28 protein-coding genes, 1 tRNA gene and 1 pseudogene are annotated in these 24,465 nt (G+C 63.3%); 23 read left to right on the forward strand and 7 right to left on the reverse strand.

Annotated elements, in window-relative coordinates; all coding sequences use genetic code 11:
* Positions 1 to 112: 112 nt before the first annotated feature.
* Together UP06_RS08020 and UP06_RS08025 are read right to left on the reverse strand one after the other, a co-directional pair.
* A complete protein-coding gene (locus UP06_RS08020; protein WP_045001925.1) occupies positions 113 to 361 on the reverse strand; it encodes a type II toxin-antitoxin system Phd/YefM family antitoxin in 249 nt (82 codons plus the stop codon).
* Positions 358 to 735, reverse strand: coding sequence for a type II toxin-antitoxin system RelE family toxin (locus UP06_RS08025; protein ID WP_197087143.1), 378 nt, complete (start codon positions 733 to 735; stop codon positions 358 to 360). The genes UP06_RS08020 and UP06_RS08025 overlap by 4 nt, the downstream gene beginning before the upstream one ends.
* Between UP06_RS08025 and UP06_RS08030 the strand changes: the two genes are divergently transcribed.
* From UP06_RS08030 to UP06_RS08055, 6 genes and pseudogenes are all read left to right on the forward strand, one after another.
* Positions 734 to 1,756: an LLM class flavin-dependent oxidoreductase gene (locus tag UP06_RS08030; RefSeq protein WP_045001927.1), complete on the forward strand. Its 1,023-nt coding sequence runs from the start codon at positions 734 to 736 to the stop codon at positions 1,754 to 1,756. The genes UP06_RS08025 and UP06_RS08030 overlap by 2 nt on opposite strands.
* Positions 1,757 to 1,867: 111 nt before the next feature.
* Positions 1,868 to 2,179 (forward strand): type II toxin-antitoxin system HigB family toxin, encoded by a 312-nt coding sequence (locus tag UP06_RS08035; RefSeq protein ID WP_045001928.1) that lies wholly within the window; start codon positions 1,868 to 1,870, stop codon positions 2,177 to 2,179.
* Positions 2,164 to 2,562, forward strand: coding sequence for a helix-turn-helix domain-containing protein (locus UP06_RS08040; protein ID WP_197087144.1), 399 nt, complete (start codon positions 2,164 to 2,166; stop codon positions 2,560 to 2,562). Before UP06_RS08035 ends, UP06_RS08040 begins: the two co-directional genes overlap by 16 nt.
* A 41-nt stretch (positions 2,563 to 2,603) precedes the next feature.
* Positions 2,604 to 2,915 (forward strand): annotated as a pseudogene (locus UP06_RS08045) (LLM class flavin-dependent oxidoreductase); the annotation flags it as partial.
* A gap of 145 nt (positions 2,916 to 3,060) precedes the next feature.
* Positions 3,061 to 3,348 carry a type II toxin-antitoxin system ParD family antitoxin gene (locus UP06_RS08050; protein WP_045001967.1) on the forward strand — a complete coding sequence of 96 codons (288 nt, stop codon included), beginning with the start codon at positions 3,061 to 3,063 and terminating at the stop codon, positions 3,346 to 3,348.
* 6 nt (positions 3,349 to 3,354) lie between these two features.
* Positions 3,355 to 3,705, forward strand: coding sequence for a type II toxin-antitoxin system RelE/ParE family toxin (locus tag UP06_RS08055; protein ID WP_045001933.1), 351 nt, complete (start codon positions 3,355 to 3,357; stop codon positions 3,703 to 3,705).
* Between the two features lie 27 nt (positions 3,706 to 3,732).
* Here UP06_RS08055 and UP06_RS08060 read toward each other — a convergent pair whose 3' ends face one another.
* Positions 3,733 to 4,329, reverse strand: coding sequence for a TetR/AcrR family transcriptional regulator (locus tag UP06_RS08060; RefSeq protein ID WP_045001934.1), 597 nt, complete (start codon positions 4,327 to 4,329; stop codon positions 3,733 to 3,735).
* Positions 4,330 to 4,416: 87 nt separating this feature from the next.
* Between UP06_RS08060 and UP06_RS08065 the strand changes: the two genes are divergently transcribed.
* Positions 4,417 to 5,727: an MFS transporter gene (locus UP06_RS08065; RefSeq protein WP_045001935.1), complete on the forward strand. Its 1,311-nt coding sequence runs from the start codon at positions 4,417 to 4,419 to the stop codon at positions 5,725 to 5,727.
* Between the two features lie 57 nt (positions 5,728 to 5,784).
* Here the strand turns inward: UP06_RS08065 and UP06_RS08070 are convergent, their stop codons facing one another.
* On the reverse strand, positions 5,785 to 7,815 hold the full coding sequence (locus tag UP06_RS08070; RefSeq protein ID WP_045001936.1) for a methyl-accepting chemotaxis protein: 2,031 nt from the start codon (positions 7,813 to 7,815) through the stop codon (positions 5,785 to 5,787).
* 186 nt (positions 7,816 to 8,001) lie between these two features.
* Positions 8,002 to 9,396 carry a lipase-like domain-containing protein gene (locus UP06_RS08075; RefSeq protein ID WP_156162837.1) on the reverse strand — a complete coding sequence of 465 codons (1,395 nt, stop codon included), beginning with the start codon at positions 9,394 to 9,396 and terminating at the stop codon, positions 8,002 to 8,004.
* Between the two features lie 68 nt (positions 9,397 to 9,464).
* Between UP06_RS08075 and UP06_RS08080 the strand changes: the two genes are divergently transcribed.
* The 7 genes from UP06_RS08080 (at position 9,465) to UP06_RS08110 (ending at position 14,465) form a co-directional block, all read left to right on the forward strand.
* A complete protein-coding gene (locus UP06_RS08080) occupies positions 9,465 to 10,184 on the forward strand; it encodes an amino acid ABC transporter permease (RefSeq protein WP_045001938.1) in 720 nt (239 codons plus the stop codon).
* Positions 10,181 to 10,837, forward strand: coding sequence for an amino acid ABC transporter permease (locus UP06_RS08085; protein ID WP_045001940.1), 657 nt, complete (start codon positions 10,181 to 10,183; stop codon positions 10,835 to 10,837). Before UP06_RS08080 ends, UP06_RS08085 begins: the two co-directional genes overlap by 4 nt.
* Entirely contained in the window at positions 10,834 to 11,562 is a 729-nt protein-coding gene (locus UP06_RS08090) for an amino acid ABC transporter ATP-binding protein (protein WP_045001941.1), read from the forward strand. The genes UP06_RS08085 and UP06_RS08090 overlap by 4 nt, the downstream gene beginning before the upstream one ends.
* A gap of 53 nt (positions 11,563 to 11,615) precedes the next feature.
* Entirely contained in the window at positions 11,616 to 12,686 is a 1,071-nt protein-coding gene (locus UP06_RS08095; protein ID WP_045001943.1) for an NAD/NADP octopine/nopaline dehydrogenase family protein, read from the forward strand.
* 74 nt (positions 12,687 to 12,760) lie between these two features.
* Positions 12,761 to 13,633 carry an amino acid ABC transporter substrate-binding protein gene (locus UP06_RS08100; protein ID WP_045001944.1) on the forward strand — a complete coding sequence of 291 codons (873 nt, stop codon included), beginning with the start codon at positions 12,761 to 12,763 and terminating at the stop codon, positions 13,631 to 13,633.
* A gap of 197 nt (positions 13,634 to 13,830) precedes the next feature.
* Positions 13,831 to 14,067 carry an antitoxin gene (locus UP06_RS08105; RefSeq protein WP_045001946.1) on the forward strand — a complete coding sequence of 79 codons (237 nt, stop codon included), beginning with the start codon at positions 13,831 to 13,833 and terminating at the stop codon, positions 14,065 to 14,067.
* 8 nt (positions 14,068 to 14,075) lie between these two features.
* Positions 14,076 to 14,465, forward strand: coding sequence for a type II toxin-antitoxin system VapC family toxin (locus tag UP06_RS08110; protein ID WP_082081304.1), 390 nt, complete (start codon positions 14,076 to 14,078; stop codon positions 14,463 to 14,465).
* 112 nt (positions 14,466 to 14,577) lie between these two features.
* Here UP06_RS08110 and UP06_RS08115 read toward each other — a convergent pair.
* Positions 14,578 to 14,654 (reverse strand) — tRNA-Arg (locus UP06_RS08115).
* A gap of 168 nt (positions 14,655 to 14,822) precedes the next feature.
* Positions 14,823 to 16,289 carry an ATP-binding protein gene (locus UP06_RS08120; protein ID WP_045001948.1) on the reverse strand — a complete coding sequence of 489 codons (1,467 nt, stop codon included), beginning with the start codon at positions 16,287 to 16,289 and terminating at the stop codon, positions 14,823 to 14,825.
* 430 nt (positions 16,290 to 16,719) lie between these two features.
* Here UP06_RS08120 and rpmH point away from each other — a divergent pair, with 430 nt between their 5' ends.
* The 9 genes from rpmH (at position 16,720) to dapD (ending at position 24,351) form a co-directional block, all read left to right on the forward strand.
* Positions 16,720 to 16,854 carry a 50S ribosomal protein L34 gene (rpmH, locus tag UP06_RS08125; protein ID WP_008542748.1) on the forward strand — a complete coding sequence of 45 codons (135 nt, stop codon included), beginning with the start codon at positions 16,720 to 16,722 and terminating at the stop codon, positions 16,852 to 16,854.
* Between the two features lie 27 nt (positions 16,855 to 16,881).
* The gene (rnpA, locus tag UP06_RS08130) at positions 16,882 to 17,277 is read left to right on the forward strand and encodes a ribonuclease P protein component (RefSeq protein WP_045001951.1); all 396 of its coding nucleotides are present in this window, start codon (positions 16,882 to 16,884) and stop codon (positions 17,275 to 17,277) included.
* Between the two features lie 16 nt (positions 17,278 to 17,293).
* Positions 17,294 to 19,141 carry a membrane protein insertase YidC gene (yidC, locus tag UP06_RS08135; protein WP_045001952.1) on the forward strand — a complete coding sequence of 616 codons (1,848 nt, stop codon included), beginning with the start codon at positions 17,294 to 17,296 and terminating at the stop codon, positions 19,139 to 19,141.
* Between the two features lie 96 nt (positions 19,142 to 19,237).
* Positions 19,238 to 19,891 (forward strand): ribosome biogenesis GTP-binding protein YihA/YsxC, encoded by a 654-nt coding sequence (gene yihA, locus UP06_RS08140; RefSeq protein WP_045001953.1) that lies wholly within the window; start codon positions 19,238 to 19,240, stop codon positions 19,889 to 19,891.
* Positions 19,891 to 20,256: a DUF423 domain-containing protein gene (locus UP06_RS08145; protein WP_045001954.1), complete on the forward strand. Its 366-nt coding sequence runs from the start codon at positions 19,891 to 19,893 to the stop codon at positions 20,254 to 20,256. Before yihA ends, UP06_RS08145 begins: the two co-directional genes overlap by 1 nt.
* 176 nt (positions 20,257 to 20,432) lie before the next feature.
* Positions 20,433 to 21,320, forward strand: a complete 888-nt coding sequence (argB, locus tag UP06_RS08150; RefSeq protein ID WP_045001955.1) for an acetylglutamate kinase — start codon at positions 20,433 to 20,435, stop codon at positions 21,318 to 21,320.
* A gap of 92 nt (positions 21,321 to 21,412) precedes the next feature.
* Positions 21,413 to 22,399: a DUF1036 domain-containing protein gene (locus UP06_RS08155; RefSeq protein WP_045001968.1), complete on the forward strand. Its 987-nt coding sequence runs from the start codon at positions 21,413 to 21,415 to the stop codon at positions 22,397 to 22,399.
* 213 nt (positions 22,400 to 22,612) lie between these two features.
* A complete protein-coding gene (locus UP06_RS08160) occupies positions 22,613 to 23,302 on the forward strand; it encodes a pyrimidine 5'-nucleotidase (RefSeq protein ID WP_045001957.1) in 690 nt (229 codons plus the stop codon).
* Between the two features lie 203 nt (positions 23,303 to 23,505).
* Positions 23,506 to 24,351 carry a 2,3,4,5-tetrahydropyridine-2,6-dicarboxylate N-succinyltransferase gene (dapD, locus tag UP06_RS08165; RefSeq protein ID WP_045001959.1) on the forward strand — a complete coding sequence of 282 codons (846 nt, stop codon included), beginning with the start codon at positions 23,506 to 23,508 and terminating at the stop codon, positions 24,349 to 24,351.
* Positions 24,352 to 24,465: the final 114 nt, after the last annotated feature.

Raw genomic sequence — 24,465 nt, forward strand, 5'->3', positions numbered from 1 at the left:
TTCGCACATAATTGGAGATGCACGCGAGTTTTCGGCGAAGCCGTTGGCCCGTCGGGCAAAACAGGCGCACGATGCCATTATCGGGGCGTGTGGGATGGACGAGCCTCCACCGCTACTCCGTATCAATATCCTCAAGCTTCACACCGCGCCCGGCGCGCAAGCTGTTGCGCGCCTGTTCGATCCGCTGCAAAAAGCGAGGATCATGCTCCAAACGGTATTCGAACCAGTCCTCCTCCGATTCGAATCCAATCAACACACCGGCCGGCTTGCCGTGACGCGTGATGACAATCTCCTGCGTCTCCGCTTCACGAAGGTAGCGAGACAAATCATCCTTGATCTCGGAAAGCGGAACCTCTTTCACTCCGGATTTCCGAATTGTGCGAGCCATGACTCGGCCTCCGATTTGGCAACGATCGCCAGAATTTCGACGGTCGTGCGGGAAACATCGTAGAATACTCGGACTTCGTCTACGCGCAGCCTATATTGAGGCCGTCGCAAACCCCGCAACTTCTTGATCCGGCTGCGGCTGACTTTCTCGGGCTCGTCCCTCAGATGCGTTTCCAGCGCGGCACGAACGGCCGCCCGAACATGCGCCTTAATGCGCTTGAGGTCTTCCACGGCTTCTGGAGCAAGGATGATGTCAAAGGGCATTCTGGCCAGATTATAGCCAGATTTTCTGTGTTCGTCAAAATGTGAGAAGACTAACCCCTCCCCACCATCCATAGATGACCGCATGAAAAAAATCGGATTCCTGTCCTTCGGACATTGGACGCCCTCGCCACAATCGCAGACCCGCTCGGCCGGGGACACGCTGCTGCAATCGATCGAGCTTGCCGTTGCAGCCGAGCAGCTCGGCGCCGACGGCGCCTATTTCCGCGTGCATCACTTCGCGCGCCAGCTTGCCTCGCCCTTTCCGCTGCTTGCGGCGGTCGGCGCCAGGACCAGCAAGATCGAGATCGGCACGGCCGTGATCGACATGCGCTACGAGAATCCGCTCTACATGGCGGAGGACGCCGGCTCCGCCGATCTCATCGCCGGCGGGCGGCTTCAGCTCGGCATCAGCCGCGGCTCGCCGGAGCAGGTGATCGATGGCTGGCGCTATTTCGGTTATCAGCCGGCCGAGGACCAGACCGACGCCGACATGGGTCGGCGCCATGCCGAGGTCTTTCTGGACGTCCTGCGCGGCGAGGGTTTCGCAAAACCCAATCCGCAGCCGATGTTTCCAAATCCGCCGGGGATGCTGCGCCTGGAGCCGCATTCCGAAGGCCTGCGCGAACGGATCTGGTGGGGTGCCGGCTCGAACGCGACCGCCGTGTGGGCCGCGAAGCACGGCATGAATTTGCAGAGCTCGACGCTGAAGAACGACGAGACCGGCGAGGCTTTTCATGTGCAGCAGGCAGCCCAAATCCGCAGCTATCGCGCCGCGTGGAAAGAGGCCGGCCACACCCGCGAGCCGCGCGTGTCCGTCAGCCGCAGCATCTTCGCGCTGATCGACGATCGCGACCGCGCCTATTTCGGCGGCGAGCGCGGAGGCGAAGACCAGATCGGCTTCATCGACCCGCAAACGCGGGCGATCTTCGGCCGGAGCTATGCCGCCGAGCCGGATGCGCTGATCGAGCAGCTGCGGCAGGACGAGGCGATCGCGGAGGCAGATACGTTGCTATTGACGGTGCCCAACCAGCTGGGCGTCGCTTATTGCGCACATTCGATCGAGGCGATCCTCACGCATGTCGCGCCGGCGCTTGGGTGGCGGTGACGTCCGAGGCGCCATGGCTTCTTCGCTACCCCGGAGACGCGATTCTGCCACCCGCGCACTGCGAGCATCAATTTGTTTGTCACCAAAATGGTGACATGATATGATCTCAGAATGCAGGTGATCGCCCGTCGGACGCTACGGCAATTCTGGGCGCGTCACCCGCGCGCTGAGGGCCCGATCCGCGCTTGGGTTGCGATTGCAGCGAAGGCGCGTTGGGCCGGTCCGGCTGAGATAAAGCGGCAGTTCGGCGGCACGGTCGATTTCGTGGGTGACAATCGGGTCATCTTTGACCTGGGCGGCAACAAATATCGATTGGTCGTGCATGTGTCGTTTGCGTTTGGCCGCCTGCTGGTGAAGTTCATTGGTACTCACGCTGAATACGACCGCATCGACCCGGAGACCGTCTCATGGCCAAGAAAATGATCCGTCCGCTCCGCTCCGAAGGCGACTACTCGGCTGCACTCGAAGAGATCGAGCGCTATTTCGAAAGCGAACCAAAGCCCGGCACGCCGGAGGGCGATCGTTTCGACCTTCTCGCACTGGTCATCGAAGACTATGAGCGCAAGCACTGGCCGATTGACCCGCCCGATGCGGTTGACGCGATCCGTTATCGTATGGAAACCGGGGAACATACCCAAGCGGATCTCGGCCGTCTGCTCGGCTCGCGCCAGCGCGCCTCCGACGTCCTGACGCGCAAGCGCCCTCTTACGATGAAGATGGCCTGGCGGCTGCACCGCGAGTGGGGAATTCCCGCGGAAGCGCTGATCTCCCCGCCGCAAACCCGTGTGCGAAGATCGGCAGCATAAGTCATTCACGGGCAAAAATCGACGCCTCTGGCGACAAATGCCGACGCGAGCCGCGCGTGTCCGTCAGCCGCAGCATCTTCGCGCTGATCGACGATCGCGACCGCGCCTATTTCGGCGGAGAGCGCGGAGGTGAAGACCAGATCGGCTTCATCGACCCGCGTACGCGGGCAATCTTCGGACGGAGCTACGCCGCGGAGCCGGAGGCGCTGATCGAGCATCTGCGACAGGATGAGGCGATCGCAGAGGCTGACACGTTGCTGTTGACGATTCCCAACCAGTTGGGCGTCGACTACTGCGCACATTCGATCGAGGCGACCTTGACGCACGTCGCGCCGGCGATGGGGTGGCGCTGACCAGCATATTCGCCGCGCCATTGCTCGGCGTAGCATCCACGCAAATGCGCCGCGGCAGCCAACAGCACGACGTCGATTGCGAGATTGAAGCGACAGGACCCTTGTGGCATATTATGCCATAGAGGCCGAAATAGTGAGGACGACGATGCCAACGCGAAACGTCGTGCTGACGAAACGCCAACAGGAACTCATTGAAACCCTCGTCGAGTCCGGCCGCTACCAGAACGCCAGCGAAGTGCTGCGCGACGGACTGCGACTGGTGGAGCAACGCGAAGCCGAGGACGCCGGCAAGCTCAAGGCGTTGCGCGCCGCGGCTCGCCTTGGGATTGGGTCATTAGAGCGTGGCGAATTCAAAGAATTCAGGACAATCGACGACCTGCAAACCTATCTGACTGATCTCTCGGAGAAGGTCATCTCCGGAACGGACGAATAAAGCCGTATGGCCCGGCAACAATGGCGCGTCCGCCTCGGTGCTGCCGCGGAAGTCGATTTTGCCAATATTCTGAAATGGACCACTGAGAATTTCGGGCCGCGCCAAGCGCGCGTCTATCGGGACGTGCTGGTTCAAGCGATCGGCGAACTCGCCGATCGCCCTGAGGTTACAGGCTCCAAAACCCGGGACGAGATCGCGCCGGGTCTTCGCACGCTCCACGTTGCACGACGCGGTCGGCGCGGAAGCCACTTCCTCATGTACCGCGCCGCGCCGGATAGCACGATCGAAATCGTGCGCATCCTCCACGACAGGATGGACTTCCGGCGCCACATTCCCACCGACGAAAGCAGCGCATAATCTTCCGTCAAAGCCGTGCGATGGCCCTCACCCCGCCTTCACGCTCGCATCGATCAGCAGCTTCGCCGTAGCAAGCGCGGACTGCGCAGGGCCGTCTTCGGATTGCTGGCCGGTGACGTAGATGCCTTCGATCAGCAGCAGCAGCGCATCGCCGAGCACGTTCGGCTGACGCGCGCCCATGCCAGCTGCGAGTTCGCGCAGGCGCTTGCGGAAGACCTTCTTGTGCGCTTCGGCGACCTGGCGCGCCGGATTGTCGCGCGACGGATATTCCACCGCGGCGTTGCTCAGGCCGCAGCCGCGATAGCCCTTGGCCACGGCGCGCGACGAGAGCTGGCTGATATAGGCGAGCACATGATCGCGCGCGTTGCTGTAAGTCTTGCCGCCGGGGTGTTCAAAGTTCTCCCAGAAGCTCACATCGTAATCGCGCAAATAGGCTGCGGCGAGATCATCCTTGGAGGCGAAGCTGCGATAGAGGCTGGGTTTTGTCACGCCGGCCCGGTCCACCACCTCGTCGACGCCGACGGCGCGGATGCCTTCGCGGTAGAACAGCTCGCTTGCGGAGGCGCGAATGCGATCGGCGGCCCGGAGCGGCGGGTCCGCAGGCATGTCGACTTTCTTCTTCATCGGACTTGGCTGCCTCTCGGATGGGCTTGACAATGTTACTGACCGGTACGTACTAATGCCGCATCGCAATACGTACCGGTAAGTAACATGCCCCCTTCTTCCGTTCAACCTGCCTCCGTTCAATCCGCCTCCGTCTCGAAGCGGCCGTTCGGCCGGAACTACGCCTTCGTGGTCGTCGCCGTGATCTTCCTGGCGCTGCTTGCGTCAGCGGGACTGCGCGCGACGCCCGGCGTGCTGATGCTGCCTCTGCAAAAGACTTTCGGCTGGGACGTCAGCGTGATCTCGTCGTCGGCCGCGGTCGGCATCTTTCTCTATGGCCTCGCCGGTCCGTTCGCCGCGGCCGTGATGCAGCGCTTCGGCATCCGCCGCACGGTGCTGGGCGCGCTGGTGCTGATGTCGCTCTCGACGGCTGCGAGCTATTTCATGACTGCGCCGTGGCAATTGTTCCTGACCTGGGGACTGCTCTCCGGCATCGGCTCGGGCGCGGTGGCCAACGTGCTCGGCGCCACCATCGTCAACCGCTGGTTCACCACCAATCGCGGCCTCGTCATGGGATTGCTGACGGCGAGCACCGCCACCGGCACCCTCATTTTCATGCCGGGCCTCGCGGCCCTGGTCGAATGGGGCGGCTGGCAGCCGGTGGTGTTGACAGTGGCCGCGTGCTGCGCGGCGCTGATTCCGCTGGTGTACATTCTGGTGCCGGAGCGGCCCGCCACGATCGGGCTGCGCTCTTACGGCGGTGCGCATGACGATCAGCCCGCGCCACCGGCGCAGGGCAATCCGTTCGCCGCCGCGATCAGCAACCTCGTGCGCGCGGCTAAGACACAGACATTCTGGTTCCTGTTCGCCACCTTCTTCATCTGCGGCTTCACCACCAATGGTCTCGTCGGCACCCATTTGATCGCATTCTGCGGCGACCATGGCATCTTCGAAGTGCAGGCCGCGAGCCTGCTCGCGCTGATGGGGTTCTTCGACCTGTTCGGCACCACTTTGTCGGGCTGGCTCACCGACCGTTTCGATCCACGCAAGCTGTTGTTCTTCTATTACGGCCTGCGCGGGCTCTCGCTGATCTATCTGCCCTACTCGGATTTCTCGTTTGTCAGCCTGTCGGTCTTCGCCGTGTTCTACGGGCTCGACTGGATCGCGACCGTGCCGCCGACCGTGCGCATCGCCAACGAGACGTTCGGCGACAAGAATGCGCCGCTGATCTTCGGCTGGGTCGTCGCCGGTCATCAGTTGGGGGCCGCCTGCGCGGCCTTCTTCGCCGGCTTCATGCGCTCAACGCAGGGTGATTATTGGCAAGCCTTCATGATCGCAGGTGTGACAGGCATCCTCGCGGCCGTGCTGTCGCTGATGATCGGCCGGCGGCCGAAGCAGCCGGTGCTCGCCACGGCGTGAGGGGTCAGGCGAATTGTCCGAGGTGCTTCGGTGAGCGGAGCCCTCGGACTACGCCCGTCAGGCCGCCCGGACCGAGTCCAGGAATTTGCCGACTTCGAGCTTGAGACGATTGCTGTCGCCAGACAATGACCGCGCCGCAGACAGCACCTGCGAACAGGCCGTGCCGGTCTCGGACGCGCCACGCTGCACGTCGGTAATGTTGGCAGAAACCCGCTGGGTGCCGTGCGAAGCCTGCTGCACATTGCGGGAGATTTCCTGGGTCGCCGCGCCCTGCTCCTCGACCGCGGCTGCAATCGTCGATGAAACCTCGGACAGCTTTTCGATGGTGCTGCTGATGTTCTGGATCGCGCCGACCGACTCTGCCGTCGCGGTCTGAATGCCCGCGATCTGCTGACCGATCTCGCCGGTGGCCTTCGCGGTCTGCTCGGCGAGCGCCTTCACTTCCGAGGCCACGACCGCGAAGCCGCGGCCGGCCTCGCCGGCACGCGCCGCCTCGATGGTGGCGTTCAGCGCCAGCAGATTGGTCTGGCCTGCGATGGTATTGATCAGCTCGACGACGTCCCCGATGCGGCTTGCCGCCTTCGACAGCTCGCTGACCCGCTCGTTGGTGATGCGGGCCTGGCCGACCGCATCGTTGGCCATCCGCGCCGATTGCTGCACCTGGCGGCTGATCTCGGTCACAGATGACGCCATTTCCTCGGTGGCGGCGGCCACCGACTGCACATTCGCGGACGCTTCCCCGGACGCGGCGGCGACCGTCGTGGTGAGGTCCTGTGCACGCTCCGCGGTCGAGCTGAGCGTCGAGGCGGAGGCTTCGAGCTTGGTCGCGGCCAACGACACGGTTTCGACGATCTCGCCCACGGCGGTCTCAAAAGTGTCGGCGAGCTTGATCATGTCAGCCTTGCGCTGCCCCTCAACACGCTTGTCCTGATTTGCCTTGGCATCGGCTTCATCCCGCGCTCTCTGTTCGGCATTCTCGCGGATCACGACGACCGTCTTGGCCACATCGCCGACTTCGTCGCCGCGATTTGCGCCGGGAATTTCGATATTCAGCTCACCACCCGCCATCTTGCCGAGTGCGGCACTCAGGCGGGTCAGCGGCCTTGAAACGCCGACAAACGTGAAGATCACCGAGCCAATCAGCGACAGCATCATGATGATAGCCATGACGAAACTCAGACGGTTCGCCTGGCCCAATTCGGCCGCGGCCTGCGCCTTGGCTTCCTCGGTGCCCTTTTCGGCAATTTCCACGGCCGTTCGCATCAACTCGAGGATCTGATTGGCAACCGGCAGCGCCTTCACATCGACGAGCTGCTTCTTGTCCGCTTCCGCCTGAATGGCCTCGCGGGTAGCGGCCGAAAATTTCTTCACGATGGTCGCGAGCGAATCGATCGTCCCCAGAAGTCCAGCGTCGCTGACGATGCTTCTGGCACTGTCCAACGTGTCATCCAGTCCAGCGGTACGATTGTCGATGACGTTCTTCTGGCTCTCGTCGCCGGTTGCGATCAATTGCCAGGTCGCTGAGCGAACCGAATTGAACATTGAATCGGCTTCGTTCAGGACCTTTTCGATATCGGACCGATTTGTCGCGCGTATCAGCGCCGACGACAGCAGCAGGTCTTCAAATGTCTTGGTCCACTCGGCGGAGCGATCGTTCCGCTTCTTGGTGATCTCGAAGATCCTGAGCTGGGCCTTTCCGATTTCCGATGCCTGGTTGTTGTAGTCGGCGGCAAGAGACCTGATTTTCTCCAGCCGCTCCTTGTCGAGGGGATTGGCGACATTGCCGATCGCAACATCGAGCTCCCTGGTCACGGCCGTGAAGGCGGCGTTGAGGCCGCCGAGGCCCTTCTCGAGTTCGGACGAATTCTTCGACTGCCTGGTATCGCGCACCGCCAGCTCCATTCCCCGCAAGGCAATGTTGCCTTGAAGGGTGTGGTCGGCGATCGTCTGGAGCACGCTGGCGCGGTGTTGGGCTGAATTGATAGCCTGCTCCGAGACCATCTGGTTGGCGACCATGGCTCCCGAAAGCAGAACGCCGAACAGGCCCACGGCGCCGAGTTTGTAACCAATACGATTAAGCTTGGGCATGTTGGCGAACTGTCCAAATTCTGGATGACAGAAGTTCTGGGGTGAGCGAATCAAACCCCACGAGGCGCAATCAGGCGGCGGAAAGCGTAGCCGGTGCGCATTATTTTAGGGTTAAGAGGAAATATCCAGAGTGCGCCGGTCCAGATCCGGGACCGGCGCCACCGAGCCGCGCGACGGGCTGTCGCGCTATAATAGCGCTGCAAGCTTTTGATAGAGCTGGCGTTGGGCTGCGGCTGCCGCCCATTTCATCCTGACGCCGAATCCGGGGTCGAGGTGATCGAAGCGCCTGCCGATGACATTTTCGACCCGCTCGAAGTACCATTTGCCCTTTTCGATCGGCGCGCCATCGAAAAATCCCTCTCGGCCGAACGGCTCATTGTGGTGCGTGAAGGGGAAGCGTTGCGAGATCGCACTCACGGCTCCGTCGTTTTCGCGCCAGGCATCAATCAGGAGGTCCGGCGTCGTTCCCCAGTTCGGCAGCGGAAGGGCTCCGCGTTCGAAGTCGACGACGTCTGCCTGATACGTTGCCGACCCCGCCAGCAGAACATTGATTCCGCCAAACAGCCGCGGAACTGGAATACCGAGCCATTTTCGTTCCGTCGGCATGCTGGTGACGAGCGAGAGATAATAGCTGTTCGGGTTGGTGGAAAACGCTGCATTGGCGACCTGGCAACCCGTCAGGCTGAGATCATAAGCGAGATTATCCCTGCCGCTCACGAAAGCGTTGCGATCATTCCACTGCTCCAGCCAGAGGTCGATCCCGGCGAACGGTATCGTCGGGACGAACTCGGCGATTTCGACGGTAGCCCGGATCAGGCGCTCCGGATTGTCGGTCAGGACACCCGTCGCCGGGTCGCAGCCGAACCTGTAGGCAAGGGTCGAACCGTTCAGCACGCCGGAGATGCAGATCACGGCTTCGACCCAGTCGGCGTTCGACCCAACTCCGAAATGATCGTCCTTGAGCAATCGCTGCAGTGCCAGGCAGGTGTGTGCGCCAGCGCTATGAGCGACCAGAATGACCGGATTGTCCGCCGACCAGTCCGGCAACAAGGGACCTGCAACATGTTTTCGTTCTTCACGCGGCACCAGGGAGCGCTTGGCGCTGGTCGCAACGGGCCCGTAGATGAAATCGCCTCCCTTGATCTGGGCAAACAGCTCGCATGCCCGGTCGTGGAAGGAGCTCACCGGCCCGCATTTGACCTCATGCACCTCGAAGCGGGGCGCCGCGAATTGCGCGAGCGCGTCGCCCCAATAGGAAAGCGGCAGCTCACCTTCGCCCCAGCCGAAAATGCCGTGAACAAAAATGACTTTGCGGGATTTGAGACCAAGCTGCATGTTCCCCCCAACAAGCAACAACGCACATTGCAACAATAGCCGATTGCCGGGGTGGAAAACAGTCCGGCGCAAAGCCGGTGGTTGTCGCACGAGGAGCGCGTGCTCCTGCGCACGCTGAACGTTCTTGGGCTTCCCGATCGTAGGCGCCTCTTTCCAGAATGGCGCCAATTGGCCCGACGCTTGCAACCGGCAGGTTTGACAATATTCAATCGATGGCGGAATCATTCCGGGAATAGTGGAATTCAAGGGCTGCTGATGGACGACCGAGACCCGCGCTGCATCATGGAGATATTGCGCGACAGGCCCCCCGCGAGATGAATTACCGTTGGGATTGGTCGATCCTCTTCAAAGATCCCTATATGGGTTGGCTGTGGAGCGGTCTGCTCTGGACCGTGATTATCAGCCTTGCCAGCTGGGCCGTCGCGCTCATGGTTGGTCTGCTGGCCGGAACCGCCCGGAGTTCGCCTTCGCGCGGTGCCCGGCTGCTGGCCGGACTCTACATCGACGTCTTCCGCAACGTTCCGCCGCTGGTGCAGCTCTTTCTCTGGTATTTCGTGCTGCCCGAAGTGGTCCCCGATTCCTTCGGGCTCTGGCTCAAGCGGGACCTGCCCTATCCGGAGGTCGTCACCGCTGTCGTGGCGATCGGCCTCTTCGCCGGCTCGCGTGTCGCCGAGCAGGTCCGCGCCGGAATCGACGCGGTGGGCGCGCCGCTGATGCCGGCGGCGCTGGCGACGGGGCTGCGTCCGGCGCAGGCCTACCGGCTGATCGTGCTGCCGCTGGGCCTGCGCGCCATCGTCGGGCCGCTGACCTCGGAATTCCTGATCACCGTCAAGCTCTCCTCTCTCAGCCTCACGATCGGCGTCCTCGAACTCACCGCGCAGAGCCGCCATGTCGAGAACTACACCTTCCAGGGTTTCGAGGCCTTCACCTTCGCAACCATCGGCTACCTCGTCATCGGCCTGTGCGTGACGGGACTGATGCGCTTCATCGATATCAGGATCGGCGGCGCAGCCCTGCGAAAGACGCCGGCATGAGCGATTTCGATTGGGGCATCATCGCCCGCTCCTCGGCGTTTCTGGTGGAAGGCATGGCGCTCAGCGCGCTGCTGGTCCTGGTCGCGACCGTCGGCGGGTTGATGCTGGGCTTCGGGCTTGCGCTGATGCGGCTGTCCTCGCACCGGTGGCTCTCCGTCCCCGCCTCGACCTACGTCACTGTGATGCGCACGCTGCCGCTGGTGCTGGTGCTGTTCTGGTTCTACTTCCTCGTGCCACTCGCCATCGGCAGGCCGGTCGGGTCGCTCACCTCCGCACTGCTGGCGTTTGTGCTGTTCGAGGCGGCGTTCTACTGCGAAATCGTCCGCGCCGGCATCTCGAACGTTCGTCATGGACAGAGTGATGCGGGACTTGCGACCGGGCTGCGGCGCGGCCAGGTGCTGCGCCTCATCATCCTGCCGCAGGCATTGCGGGCGATGATGCCGCTGATCCTGAACCAGATCGTCATCGTCTTCCAGGACACCTCGCTGGTCTATGTCGTCTCGCTGCATGATTTCCTGACCGCCGCGAGCGTCGTCGCATCGCGCGATGGGCGCGCCACTGAGATGTATGCGCTGGTTGCCGTGGTTTATCTGGTGATTTGCCTGGGCACGACGAAAGCCGCCGAGTTCTACAGGAAGGGCCTTCCGTCATGATCGTCATCGACGATTTGCACAAATCCTACGGCAACCAGCAAATCCTGCGCGCCTGCTCCGCGACCATCAGCCTCGGCGAGGTCGTGGTGGTTTGCGGGCCGTCCGGGTCCGGCAAGAGCACGCTGATCAAATGCATCAACGGGCTCGTGCCGTTCGAGCGCGGCACGATCACCGTGGATGGTGTCTCGGTGTCCTCGCCCAAGACCGACCTGCCGGCCCTGCGCGCGCGCATCGGCATGGTGTTCCAGAGCTTCGAACTCTATCCACACATGACGGCGTTGCAGAACGTCAGCCTGGCGCAAATCCATGTGCTGAAGCGCTCGCGGGCCGAGGCCGATGCGCGCTCGGAGAAAATTCTGGCGCGGGTCGGGCTCGGCGACAAGCGGGACAGCCGACCCAGCCAGCTTTCAGGCGGACAGCAGCAGCGCGTCTCGATCGCCCGCGCTCTGGCCATGGACCCGCGAGCCATGCTGTTCGACGAGCCAACGTCGGCGCTCGACCCAGAAATGATCAACGAGGTGCTGGAAGTCATGCAGGAGTTGGCACTCGAAGGCATGACCATGATGGTCGTGACCCATGAGATGGGTTTCGCCCAGCGGGTCGCCGATCGCGTGCTGTTCATGGACCGCGGCCAGATCGTGGAGGACACGCCCAAGGCCCAGTTCTTCACCGCCCCCGCCTCGGAGCGAGCCAGGCAGTTCCTCACCAACGTCCTGACGCATTGAGCGGCTGAGATGATCGCCTTTCCCCAACCAGACCCAGAAAAGGCGCTCGCACGATGCGCGTAAGTATTCTTGGAGCCGGCTCCGCTGCCTGCGGCGCTGCTGCCTATCTCTCGACGGCCGGACATGACCCGATGCTGTGGTCGCCTTCCGGCCGGAGCACGCAAGCCTTAGCGGCAGGAGAGCCGCTGCGGGCGACGATGGCGATCGAGATCAGTTTCCATCCGCGCATCGCCGGCAGTGCCGCCGAAGCCATCGCCGACGCAGATGTCGTGATGCTCGCGATGCCGGGCTACGCCCACAAGATGGCCCTCGATGAAGCGGCGCAGCACCTGCGGGATGGACAGCCGATCATCATCAGCTCGCACGCTTCCTTTGGCGCGCTCTATCTCTCGCGGCAGCTGGCGGCGCGTGGCGTCCGTTCGCCGATCATCAATTGGGGCACGACGCTGACGACCGGCCGCAAGACTTCGCCGACCGAGGTCGCCGTCAACTCGGTGCGCTCGAAGATCGATCTCGCGACGGTGCCGCAAGGCGGCAGTGCCGAAGGTCTCGCGCTCTGCACGGCGCTGTTCGGCGACCGCTTCGTCGAACGCGAGGGGCTTCTCGCCATCGCGCTCAGCAATCTCAACCCGCAGAACCACCTCGCCATCGCCCTGTACAACCTGACACGCATGGAGCGCGGCGAGCGCTGGGGGCAGGCGGAGAACGTCACGCCCGCCGTCGGACGTGTCATGGAAGCGCTCGACGCCGAGCGGCTGGCGATCGCCGAAGCCTTCGGCGTTTCGGTTCGGACCATCCACGAACACTACGCCTACTCCTACCAACTCCCGGTCGCCAGCATCGCCGAGATGAATGCCGAACTACATAACCGCGGGCGCGGCGGCTTCGGCCCCGCGACGCTGGACAGCCGCTATGTCCTCGAGGACGTGCCCTTCGGATTGCTGCCGACGGTGCTGCTCGGGCAGCTCGTCGGGCGGCCGGCGACGTTGCATGAGGCTGGGATGACCATGCTCTCGGCGGCCTACGGCCGCGACTTCGCAGGAGATAACGACCTTTTGCCCGCGCTCGGCTTCGCGCAGATGACGCGGGACGAACTCCAGACGCGGGCACGCGGAGGATACTAGACACTCGCCTAAACACTTGCCCTCAGCCGGGGGCGGATCACCATGCGAGCGATCGCGACAACCGAAAGAGACCCATGACACTCAATCTTGCTGCCGCCACAGGCGCGTTCCTGGCCATCGGTCTCGCAGCTTCGTCTGCAGGAGCGCAGGAAGTGGACTCCATCGTCAAGAAGTTGCGCGACACCCAGACCATCACCATGGGCGTTCGGGACGCCTTGTTTCCCTACAGCTATCTCGACGACCAAAAGAACCCCACCGGCTATTCGGTCGAGTTCTGCACGCGCATCATCGACGACATCAAGAGCGAGTTGAAGCTGCCGGAGATCAAGATCAAATACGTCCCGGTCACGATCCAGAACCGTCAGGCGCTCGTCGCCAATGGCACGATCGACCTCGAATGCGAAGGCACGGTCAACACCTTCGGCCGCAACAAGCAGGTCGACTTCTCGTCGGTCTCCTATGTTTCGTCGAGCCAGATGCTCGTCCTCAAGAGCGCCGGCATCAAGAGCTATGACGATTTGAACGGCAAGATCGTCGCGGTAGCGACCGGCGGCAGCAGCGAGCCTGACCTCAAAAACCTCATCGCCGAAAAGAAGCTGAACATCCGCATCGTCAACGTTGACGACCACGCGGCCGGGCTCATCACCGTCGAGACCCGGCGCGCCGACGCTTATTTCAGCGACAATGGCGCCTTCTACGGGCTGATACGGCAGTCGAAGAAGCCGGACGCGCTTGAAATCGTCGGTGACGAATATGGCTACGCGCCGCAGGGCTTCATGGTGCCCAAGCTCAATCCGACGATCCTCTGGATCGTCAACCACTCGATGGGGAAGATGTTCAAATCGGGCGAGGCCGAGGCCCTGTTCAACAAATGGTTCGGCCAGTTCGGCGCTCACGTCACGCCGAAACTAAGGGCGGCGTGGTCCACCCAGTCCTACGCCGAATGAGCCCGGCCTGACATCGCGCCGGTTTCGCCTCGCCTTGCGCAGGGCGGATCGACGGGGGTGGTCGTCCCTTGGCGATCGCCTGCGCAATCCGTCAGCGCCCTTGGCGTCAGGCCGAAACGGAAACTACCCGACTTGGCGGGTCCTTGTAATCCCGCGCCCAGTGGCATATGTCTACGGCATATGCTTGGAGATAACCCATGCCTGAGCAGAGGCACGTCAGACTGTTCCGCAACGGCCGCAACCAGGCGGTCCGTATTCCTGTGGAGTTCGAACTGCCGGGCGACGAAGCGATCATGCACCGCGACGGCGATCGTCTGGTGATCGAGCCGGTGCGTAAGCGCGGACTGGTCGCCCTGCTCAAAACGATGAAGCCGCTGGAAGAGAGTTTTCCTGAAATCGACGACCCCCCGCCCGCGCCGGAGAGCGTGTTTTGACTCGCTACATGCTGGACACGAACATCGTTTCCGACCTGATCAGAAATCCGCAGGGCAAAGTTGCAAAACGGATCGCCAAGCTCGGCGAGGACAACATCTGCACCAGTATCATCGTGGCGGCCGAACTGCGCTACGGCTGCACGAAGAGCGGGTCGAAGCGACTGCTCAAAGCTGTCGAAGACCTGCTCGGCGAGATAAATGTGCTGCCATTCGAAGTGCCAGCCGACACCGAATACGGCGGAATTCGCGCCAAGCTGGAAGCGGCGGGAAAGCCGATCGGCGGCAACGACCTGCTGATCGCCGCTCATGCCTATGCGACCGGCGCCACGATCGTGACCGCCAATACCGGTGAATTCAAACGTATCCCCGGCCTGAACGTGGAGAATTGGCTTACTTGAAAACTTACGAGCAAACCAACCTAGCTTAGCAACACAAACAGACGCGGCTGATGCAATGAGAGGGCCGATTCAGGACCCTGAGTTCGCAGTTTTATTCTGAATGATGAGAAAATGGCGCGCCCGGAACGATTCGAACGTCCGACCCTCAGATTCGTAGTCTGATGCTCTATCCAGCTGAGCTACGGGCGCGTGTTTCGCGAACAGCGTTGGCGGGCCAAAGCCCGCACGCAGCCTCCGGACAGCGCCGGAGGGGTGCGAAAGAGCGCTCTGACTAACCGCTCTTGCCCCGATTGGCAAGGTCCGGGTTAGGGAGATTTTGCAGCCAAATGACAATTTCCGATGTCGGCCTTTGGCCGATTACGCCCGCGCCCGCTCGTTGCGGATGGAGAGGAGTTCCACGGGGCGGTCGGGGATGACGATCCGGAAGGTGGCGCCGATGGTGCCTTCGACCAGGTGGATGTCGCCGCCATGGGCGCGGATCAGCTCGGCGGCGATCGCCAGCCCAAGCCCGCTGCCGCCGGGGCGGCCGGAGGTCTGAAATGCCTCGAACAGATGCTCCCGGGTCCGCTGGGGCACGCCTGGGCCGGTGTCGGAGACCTCCAGGATGGCGACCGCGCCCTCGCGTTTGCCGGTGATCCGGATCTGCTGCACGCCGCCGTCGCCGGCCGCATGGCTTTCCAGCGCCTGGGCGGCGTTGCGCACGAGGTTGAGCAGCACCCGGAACAGCTGGTCGGGATCGGCATCGACCGCGAGCCCGCGCTCGACTGCGGCGACCCAGGCAATCGAGGCGTCGTTGGCGAGACCCGCGGTCTCGCGCACCTCCAGCACGACAGGCTCGATCAGCATCATGCGGCGGTCAGGCGCGGCCTCCTGGGCGCGGCCATAGGACAGCGTCGACTGGCAGAAGGCGATAGCGCGCTCGAGCGAGCGCACGAGCTTTGGCGCAAAGCGCTGCACCCGCGGATCGGGCACGCTGGCGAGCTGGTCCGACAGCAGCTGGGCCGACGCCAGCAGATTGCGCAGATCGTGGTTGATCTTGGAGACGGCGAGGCCGAGGGCGGCGAGCCGGCTCTTCTGATGCAGCATCGACATCAGATCGCGCTGCATGTCCGACAATTCGCGCTCGGCGACGCCGATTTCGTCGCTGCGCTGGCTCGGCACGATGATCCGCGCCGAACTCTCGGGATTCTCGTGGAAGCCGACCAGGCTCGCGGTCAGCCGCCGCATCGGCCGCACGAACAGATAATGCAGCGCGAGGTAGACGAGGCCCGCGGTCAGCGCCGCGATGATCAGCGCGACCACCACGACGTTGCGGGAGAAGCGGTACATCGATTGCCGCAGCGGCAGCTCGTCGGTGACGATCTCGATGAACTGGGCGTTGCCGACGCCGGGGCCGACGATGCGGATCGGCTGGTTGCCGGTCTCCAGCATCATCTGGAACGAGCCGGTGATCGCCTCCCACGCGGTCATGTCGCGCAGGTCGATGTCGTGCTCGATCGTGGCCGGCAGATTGTCGCTGGCGAGCAGCCGGCGCTGCTGGCCCATCTTGATCGCGACCGCGCGCGCATTGATGCTTTTGAGGATCTGCCGCGACAGCGAATCGGGAACCATGCCGAGCGGCGCCGCATCGAGCACCAGCGCCGCCGTGTTGGCCGCCGCGACGCGGTCGTTGAGCCGGTTGACCCAGAAGTTGGCGATCGCGGGGACATAGAGCAGGCTCGCCGCGATCATCACCAGGGGAACGGTCAGCAGCAGCAGCTTGCCGGACAGGCCAAGCCCCGCCGGCCCGCGCGACCGCGTCACCGGCGGGTCCGGCTGATCCATGACCCGATCTGTGGCTCGATCCAAAGCTCTATCCAAGTCTTGGGTCGGCTGGAGGTCTGTCGCCACAAAATTCGCCCCTGCTGGCCTTGCTACTGGAGGACTGGCTATTGGAGCATGCGACCCACACCTAGGGCCGGTCAAATTACGGATCGCTAATCTCCCAAGGTGGGATGTAAGCGCTGATCCGGCGAGCCGCTACCTCAAGAGTTAAAAACCCCACCGAAACAGTGATATTCATCCGACCTGTGCGGTCCTGCGACGTTGACGAAGAGGGGACGCTCCCTTATAAGCCGGCCAAATTGTCCGCGATGACCCGGCGTGAAGCAGGGAGCGGCTCTCTTGGGGCCGGAAATGGCCCATTTTGGGCCGCATCTTCCGGACTTTACCCTTAATTCTACAGGCAAATTGCCCGGTCAGCGGAGAAAAACCCGTGAAGCGGACTTATCAACCCAGCAAACTGGTGCGCAAGCGCCGTCACGGCTTCCGGGCTCGTCTCGCCACTGCCGGCGGCCGCAAGGTTCTCGCCGCACGCCGCGCCCGCGGCCGCAAGCGTCTGAGCGCCTGAGCCGGACCCCCTTTTTGGGATTTCATCATGGATCGGCTGAGGCAGCGGGCGGATTTCGTCGCCGTTGCCAATGGCGCGCGGGTGAATAGTCCCGCGTTCGTCCTGCAAAGCCTTGACCGCAGAAGCCTTGGCCGCGACGACAGCGGCCCGATCCGGATCGGCTTCACCGTTACCAAAAAGAACGGCAACGCCCCCGAGCGCAATCGCATCCGGCGCCGGCTTCGCGAAGTGGTGAAGCGGCTCGATCCGGTATCGATGCTACCCCATCATGATTATGTGCTGGTCGGACGCCGGGACGCGCTCACGCGCGACTTCGCGACCATGATCGACGATCTCCGCGCAGCGTTCACAAAGCCCGCGCGGCAGGCGCACAAGGGACGCGGCCAAAAGCCCGCCCCAGCGACCAGCCGCAAACCGGATTGATGACGAGACAATAGTGATGACCGACAATCGCAACACCATCCTCGCCGTCATTCTGTCCGGCCTGGTGCTGATCGCCTGGCAGTATTTCTACAACGTGCCGGCGATGGAGAAGCAGCGCGCCCAGCAACAGACGCAGGCCGAGCTCCAGAAGACCGCGCCGCAGCCGACGGCGTCCGCAACGCCGGGCGCCACGCCGCAGTCCGGCAGTGCGCCGGCGCCCGCGACGACTCCGGGCGCGAACCAGCAGGTCCAGCCGGTCGTGGCCCGCGACACCGCGATTGCAGCCAGCCCGCGCGTGAAGATCGACACACCGCGCCTCGCCGGCAGCATCGCGCTGAAGGGCGGCCGCATCGACGACCTCGCGCTGCTGCAATTCCGTGAGACGGTCGACCCGAAGTCGCCGCCGATCATTCTGTATTCGCCCTCGGGCACGGCAGAACCCTATTACGCCGAGTTCGGCTGGGTGGCGGCGACGGGCGTGACGGCGAAGATGCCGGACGCGCAGACCGTCTGGCAGCAGGACGGCAGCGGCAGCCTGACGCCGTCGACGCCGGTGGTGCTGAAATATGACAATGGCGAAGGCCTCACCTTCCGCCGCACCATCTCGGTCGACGATCACTATCTCTTCACCGTCAAGGACGAGGTGAGCAATGTCGGCAATGCGCCGGTCAAGCTCTTCCCCTTCGCGCTGATCTCGCGCCACGGCACGCCGCAGGTCTCGGGCTATTACATCCTGCATGAAGGCCTGATCGGCTATCTCGATGGCTTGCAGGAATACGCCTACAAGAAGATCGACGAAGCGAAGTCGGTGAGCTTCAAGGCCACCAACGGCTGGCTCGGCATGACCGACAAGTACTGGGCCTCGGCGTTGCTGCCCGACACCAGTGCCGAGCTTCAGGCGCGCTTCTCGTCGAATCTCAACGGCAATGTCCACACCTACCAGACCGACTATCTGCTCGATCCCGTCACCGTCGCGATCGGCGGCACCGCAACCGCGAACGCGCGGCTGTTTGCGGGCGCCAAGGAAGCCGGCGTCGTTGGCGTGTTCCCGTTTGCAGGACTCGGCGGCTACAACAAGGAGCTCGGCCTCAACCATTTCGATCTCTTGATCGACTGGGGCTGGTTCTACTTCATCACCAAGCCGATGTTCCTCGGGCTCGACTTCTTCTACCGCTTCTTCGGCAATTTCGGCATCTCGATCCTGCTCGTGACCGTGATCGTGAAGCTCTTGTTCTTCCCTCTGGCGAACAAGTCCTACGCCTCGATGGCGAAGATGAAGTCGATCCAGCCGCAGCTTGCGGTGCTGAAAGAGCGCTACCCTGACGACAAGGTGAAGCAGCAGCAGGAGATGATGGAGATCTACCGCAAGGAGAAGATCAATCCGGTCGCCGGCTGTCTTCCCGTGGTGATCCAGATCCCGGTGTTCTTCTCGCTCTACAAGGTGCTGTTCGTCACCATCGAGATGCGGCACGCGCCATTCTTCGGCTGGATCAAGGATCTCTCCGCGCCCGATCCGACCAATCTGTTCACCCTGTTCGGCCTGATCCCGTTCGATCCGACCACGCTTCCCCTGTTCGGCCACTATCTCGCGCTCGGCATCTGGCCGATCATCATGGGCATCACGATGTGGTTCCAGATGAAGCTGAACCCGACGCCGCCGGATCCGACGCAGCAGATGATCTTCAACTGGATGCCGCTGATCTTCACCTTCATGCTGGCGGGCTTCCCGGCGGGTCTCGTGATCTACTGGGCCTGGAACAACACGCTGTCGGTGCTCCAGCAGAGCTTCATCATGCGCCGTAACGGTGTGAAGGTGGAGCTGTTCGACAATCTCAAGGCGACGTTCGCGAAGAAAGCGACGTAGCTCCGTCATTGCGAGCGCTTCGCTTCCGCCTTCGCTCTTCGAGCTACGGCGGACAAGCCGCTCGCAATGACGCGGTAAACAACTGAAAGCCTTCGCATGACCGACGACAAAGATGCGAAGCTGATCGAGGCCGGGCGAAAACTGTTCACCCGCGACTGGCAGTTCATCTGGGCCTCGCCCTCGATTGCATCGCTGCCGCCGATGGCGGGGCTGGAGATCGCCTTCGCCGGCCGCTCCAATGTCGGCAAGTCGAGCCTGATCAACGCGCTCACCGGCCGCAATGCGCTTGCGCGCACCTCGCACACGCCGGGCCGCACCCAGGAGCTGATCTTCTTCGAGGTCCCCGGCAAAGCCGACCTGCGCCTCGTCGACATGCCCGGCTATGGTTACGCCAAGGCGCCCAAGACCCAGGTCGCGTCCTGGACCGACCTGATCCACAAATTCCTGCTCGGCCGCGCCTCGCTCGCGCGGGTCTATTTGCTGATCGATGCGCGGCACGGGCTGAAGGACGTCGACCATGAAATCCTGGGCACGCTCGACCGCTCGGCCGTCAGCTATCAGATCGTGCTGACCAAGGCCGACCAAGTAAAGGCATCCGAGCTTGCCGAGCGGATTGCCGAGACCGGCGTTGCGCTCGCCAAGCATCCCGCCGCGTTTCCGGATGTGCTGACGACCTCCTCGCGCTCCGGCACCGGAATGGCCGAGCTGCGCGCCGCGATGGCGAAGCTCCTGGAAGAGCGGACATCGTAATGGCCGCGTTCCGCCTGTTGATTGGGCTTGCCGGTTTGATGGGCGCCGCTGGCGTGGCGCTGGCGGCCGCGTCCGCGCACGGCGGCGATGCGAGCCGGCTCGCCTCCGCCAGCGCCATGCTGCTGTTTCATGCAACTGCCATATTGGCGGTCGTCGCGCTGCTCGAACGCGGCCTTCTGCACGGCGGAATTGGCCTCATGGCAGCGTTCGGCTTCGTGATCGCAGCCACGCTGTTCGCGGGCGACCTCACCGTGCGGCAATACGCCGGGCATTCGCTGCTTCCCTACGCCGCGCCGACCGGCGGAACGCTGATGATCGTGAGCTGGCTGGCGGTGACGCTGGCAGCGGTGGTGCCCAAGCGCTGATCCGTAGCCCGGATGGAGCGAAGCGCAATCCGGGGCCGCTGGCGCTTTTGGCACCAACCCCGGATTACGCTTCGCTCCATCCGGGCTACGCAGCTTCATATCAGTCCCACTTTGCGCCTCGCCCGCCAATCAGATAGAACGCAGGCCGCGTTTGTCCCGCCAGCGAGATCTGCCAGATGACCGAAATCTCCCCGCTCGACCAGGCCCGCATCCTGTCCGAAGCGCTGCCGCACATGCAGCAGTATGACGAAGAAACCATCGTCATCAAATATGGCGGCCATGCCATGGGCGACGAGGAGACCGCGAGGAATTTTGCCCGCGACATCGTGCTGCTCGAGCAGACCGCGATCAACCCGGTGGTGGTGCATGGCGGCGGGCCGCAGATCGCGACCATGCTCAAGCGCCTCGGCATCGTCTCAGAATTCGCAGCCGGCCTGCGCATCACCGATGCCGCGACCATCGAGATCGTCGAGATGGTGCTCGCCGGCTCCGTCAACAAGCAGATCGTCGGCTACATCAACGAAGCCGGCGGCAAGGCCGTGGGCCTGTCAGGCAAGGACGCCAACATGGTGAAGGCGTCGAAGACGACGCGCACCATCATCGATCCGGACTCGCATATCGAGAAGGCGGTCGATCTCGGCTTCGTCGGCGACCCCGAGAAGGTCGACCTCACGCTGCTCAACCAGCTCATCGGCTATGAGCTGATCCCGGTGCTGGCGCCGCTGGCGACCTCGAAAGACGGCCAGACGCTGAATGTCAACGCCGACACTTTTGCGGGTGCGGTTGCGGGCGCGCTGAAGGCAAAACGTCTGCTGCTGCTCACAGACGTGCCGGGCGTGCTCGACAAGTCGAAGAAGCTGATCCCGCAGCTTTCGATCAAGGACGCGCGAAAGCTGATCGCCGACGGCACCATTTCCGGCGGCATGATCCCGAAGGTCGAGACCTGCATCTACGCTCTCGAACAGGGCGTCGAGGGCGTCGTCATCATCGACGGCAAGATGCAGCACGCGGTGCTGCTCGAGCTCTTCACCAACACGGGCACGGGAACGCTGATCCACAAGTGATGAGCGAGCGGCCAAGGACCGAGGGCGCCCCGCCCGCGCTTGACGAGCGCGGGACGAGGCCTCGCCGTCGCTCGCTCGTGACCCGTTTCCTGATGACGCTGCCGGCAGCAGTCGTGTCATTTGTCTTCTCCTCCGCACCGGCCGTCGCCGACCTCAAGATCTGCAACCGCATGTCCTACGTCGTCGAGGCCGCAATCGGCATCGACGACAAGGCAGCGACTGCGACGCGGGGCTGGTTCAGGATCGATCCCGCCACCTGCCGTGTGGTGGTGCAGGGCACGCTCTCGGCCGACCGCATCCTGCTCAATGCGCGCGCGCTCGGCGTCTATGGCGCTTCGCCCATCCCGCAGAACGGCAGCGACATGCTCTGCGTCGCGCAAGACAATTTCGTCATCGCGGCTGCGCGGCAGTGCCGCGCCGGCCAGACCCAGGCTGCCTTCACCCAGATCACGCCGACGCAGAGCGACGACGGCAATTTCACCGCCTATCTCGCCGAGGATTCCGAATATGACGACGAGCAGGCGCGGCTCGCCGGCATCCAGCGGCTGCTGCTGATCGCCGGCTATGATGCAGCCCCGATCGACGGCGTCGACGGGCCGAAGACGCAAGGTGCCCTTGCCGCCTTCCTGAAAAGCCGCGGGCTGCCATCCGACATCGTCTCGTCGCCGAACTTCTTCAAGACCATGGTCGACGCGGTGCAGACGCCATCGCCGAGCGGCCTGACCTGGTGCAACGACACGCCGCACAAGGTGATGGCGGCGGTTGCCACCGACGACGGCAAGTCCGTGACGAGCCGCGGCTGGTATCGCATCGATCCCAAGACCTGCCTGCATCCCGACGTGACCGGCACGCCGAAACAGATCTTCAGCTTCGCCGAAGCCGTCGATGCCGACAACCGCGTGATCAAGCAGCAGGACAAGCCGCTGAACTGGGGCGGCGACAGGCAGCTCTGCACGCGCGAGACCAAGTTCGAGACCAACGAGCAAAGCGATTGTCCCGCGCGCGGATTTGCGGCGACGGGTTTTGGTGCCGTGGATATGAGCAGCGGCGGCAAGACGCTGCGCTTTGCGGTGCCGTGATGGTGGTGGTGATGGTGCGATCAGCTCTAGCGCCACAAACACCCGTGTCGTCCCGGCGAAGGCCGGGACCCATAACCACGACAGGAAGTTGTCGCGCGAAGCTGCTGGCTCCGAGTCTTCGCCAAACCACTCCCTGGGGGTATGGGTCCCGGCCTTCGCCGGGACGACGGCGGAAAGTGGGCCACGCTTGCGAGTAGCAGATAGAGATTTGATATGACCCCACCCCGCACCTTCGCCCATGTCGACACCTGGGTGTTCGACCTCGACAACACGCTCTACCCGCATCACGTCAATCTGTGGCAGCAGGTCGATGCGCGGATCGGGGAGTTCGTCTGCAACTGGCTGAACGTGAGCCCTGCGGAAGCGCGCAAAATCCAGAAGGATTATTATTTGCGCTTCGGCACCACGATGCGCGGCATGATGACCCTGCATGGCGTGCGCGCCGACGACTACCTCGCTTACGTCCACAAGATCGATCACTCGCCGCTGGAGCCGAACCCGCAGCTCGGCGAAGCGATCGCAAAACTCCCGGGACGCAAGCTGATCCTCACCAACGGCTCGGTCGACCATGTCGACGCCGTGCTGGCGCGGCTCGGCCTCGCCTCACATTTCGACGGCGTGTTCGACATCATCGCCGCCGGGTTCGAGCCGAAGCCCGCGCCGCAGACCTATCAGAAATTCCTCGGCGACCATTCGGTCGATTCGACACGCGCCGCCATGTTCGAGGACCTCGCCCGCAACCTCACCGTTCCGCACCAGCTCGGCATGACCACGGTGCTGGTGGTGCCTGACGGTACCAAGGAAGTGGTGCGCGAGGACTGGGAACTGGAGGGGCGCGATGCGGCCTATGTCGACCACGTCACGGACGATCTGGCGGGGTTTTTGGCGGGGCTGTCACGTTAGGCCCGTAGCCCGGATGGAGCGAAGCGAAATCCGGGACATCGCACCGCAGGAGAGACTTTCCCGGATTACGCTTCGCTCCATCCGGGCTACAGGGCTCGCGCGCCCCGGGACGACGGCGGAGTATGCCTTGACTCCTCCCCTCCAAATCCCGAAAAAGCCTCCCAATCCGCCACAAATTCCCGTCCGCCTCTGAGGAAATCCCGATGTCCCTGTCCGCCCTCGAATCCACCATCAACAGCGCTTTCGACGCGCGCGACGGCATCTCGACCTCGACCAAGGGTGAGGTGCGCGAGGCCGTGGACCAGGTGCTGGAGACCTTGGACAAGGGCGAGGCGCGCGTCGCCGAGCGCGGGGCCGACGGCAAGTGGAAGGTCAATCAATGGCTGAAGAAGGCCGTGCTGCTCTCCTTCCGCCTCAACGACATGGACGTCATTGGCGGCGGTCCCGGCAAGGCGAGCTGGTGGGACAAGGTGCCCTCCAAGTTCGAAGGCTGGGGCCCGAACCGTTTTCGCGACGCCGGGTTTCGTGCGGTGCCGGGCGCCATCGTCCGCCGCTCGGCCTTCATCGCCAAGAACGTCGTGCTGATGCCGTCCTTCGTCAATCTCGGCGCCTATGTCGATGAGAGTACGATGGTCGACACCTGGGCCACCGTCGGCTCCTGCGCGCAGATCGGCAAGCGCGTGCACATCTCCGGCGGCGCCGGCATCGGCGGCGTGCTCGAGCCGCTCCAGGCCGAGCCCGTCATCATCGAGGACGATTGCTTCATCGGCGCGCGCTCGGAGGTCGCCGAAGGCGTCATCGTGCGCAAGGGCGCGGTGCTGGCGATGGGCGTGTTCCTGGGCGCTTCGACCAAGATCGTCGACCGCGAGACCGGCGAGATCTTCATCGGCGAAGTGCCGGAATATTCCGTCGTCGTCCCCGGCGCGCTGCCCGGCAAGCCCATGAAGAACGGCCAGATCGGCCCGAGCACCGCCTGCGCCGTCATCGTCAAGCGCGTCGACGAGCGCACGCGGTCGAAGACCAGCATCAACGAGCTGCTGCGGGACTGAGTTCGGGCCGCGAGCCCCAGTCCCTCGCCGTCACCCTGAGAGCTTGTGACGCTTTTACTTGTTCGGAACGGAGTGGAGTTTCCTGTCGCGGTAAATGGCGGGTCTGAGTTCGTC

Origin of the sequence: Bradyrhizobium sp. LTSP857, from assembly GCF_000938285.1 — a bacterium.
In the GTDB taxonomy this organism is placed as follows: domain Bacteria; phylum Pseudomonadota; class Alphaproteobacteria; order Rhizobiales; family Xanthobacteraceae; genus Bradyrhizobium.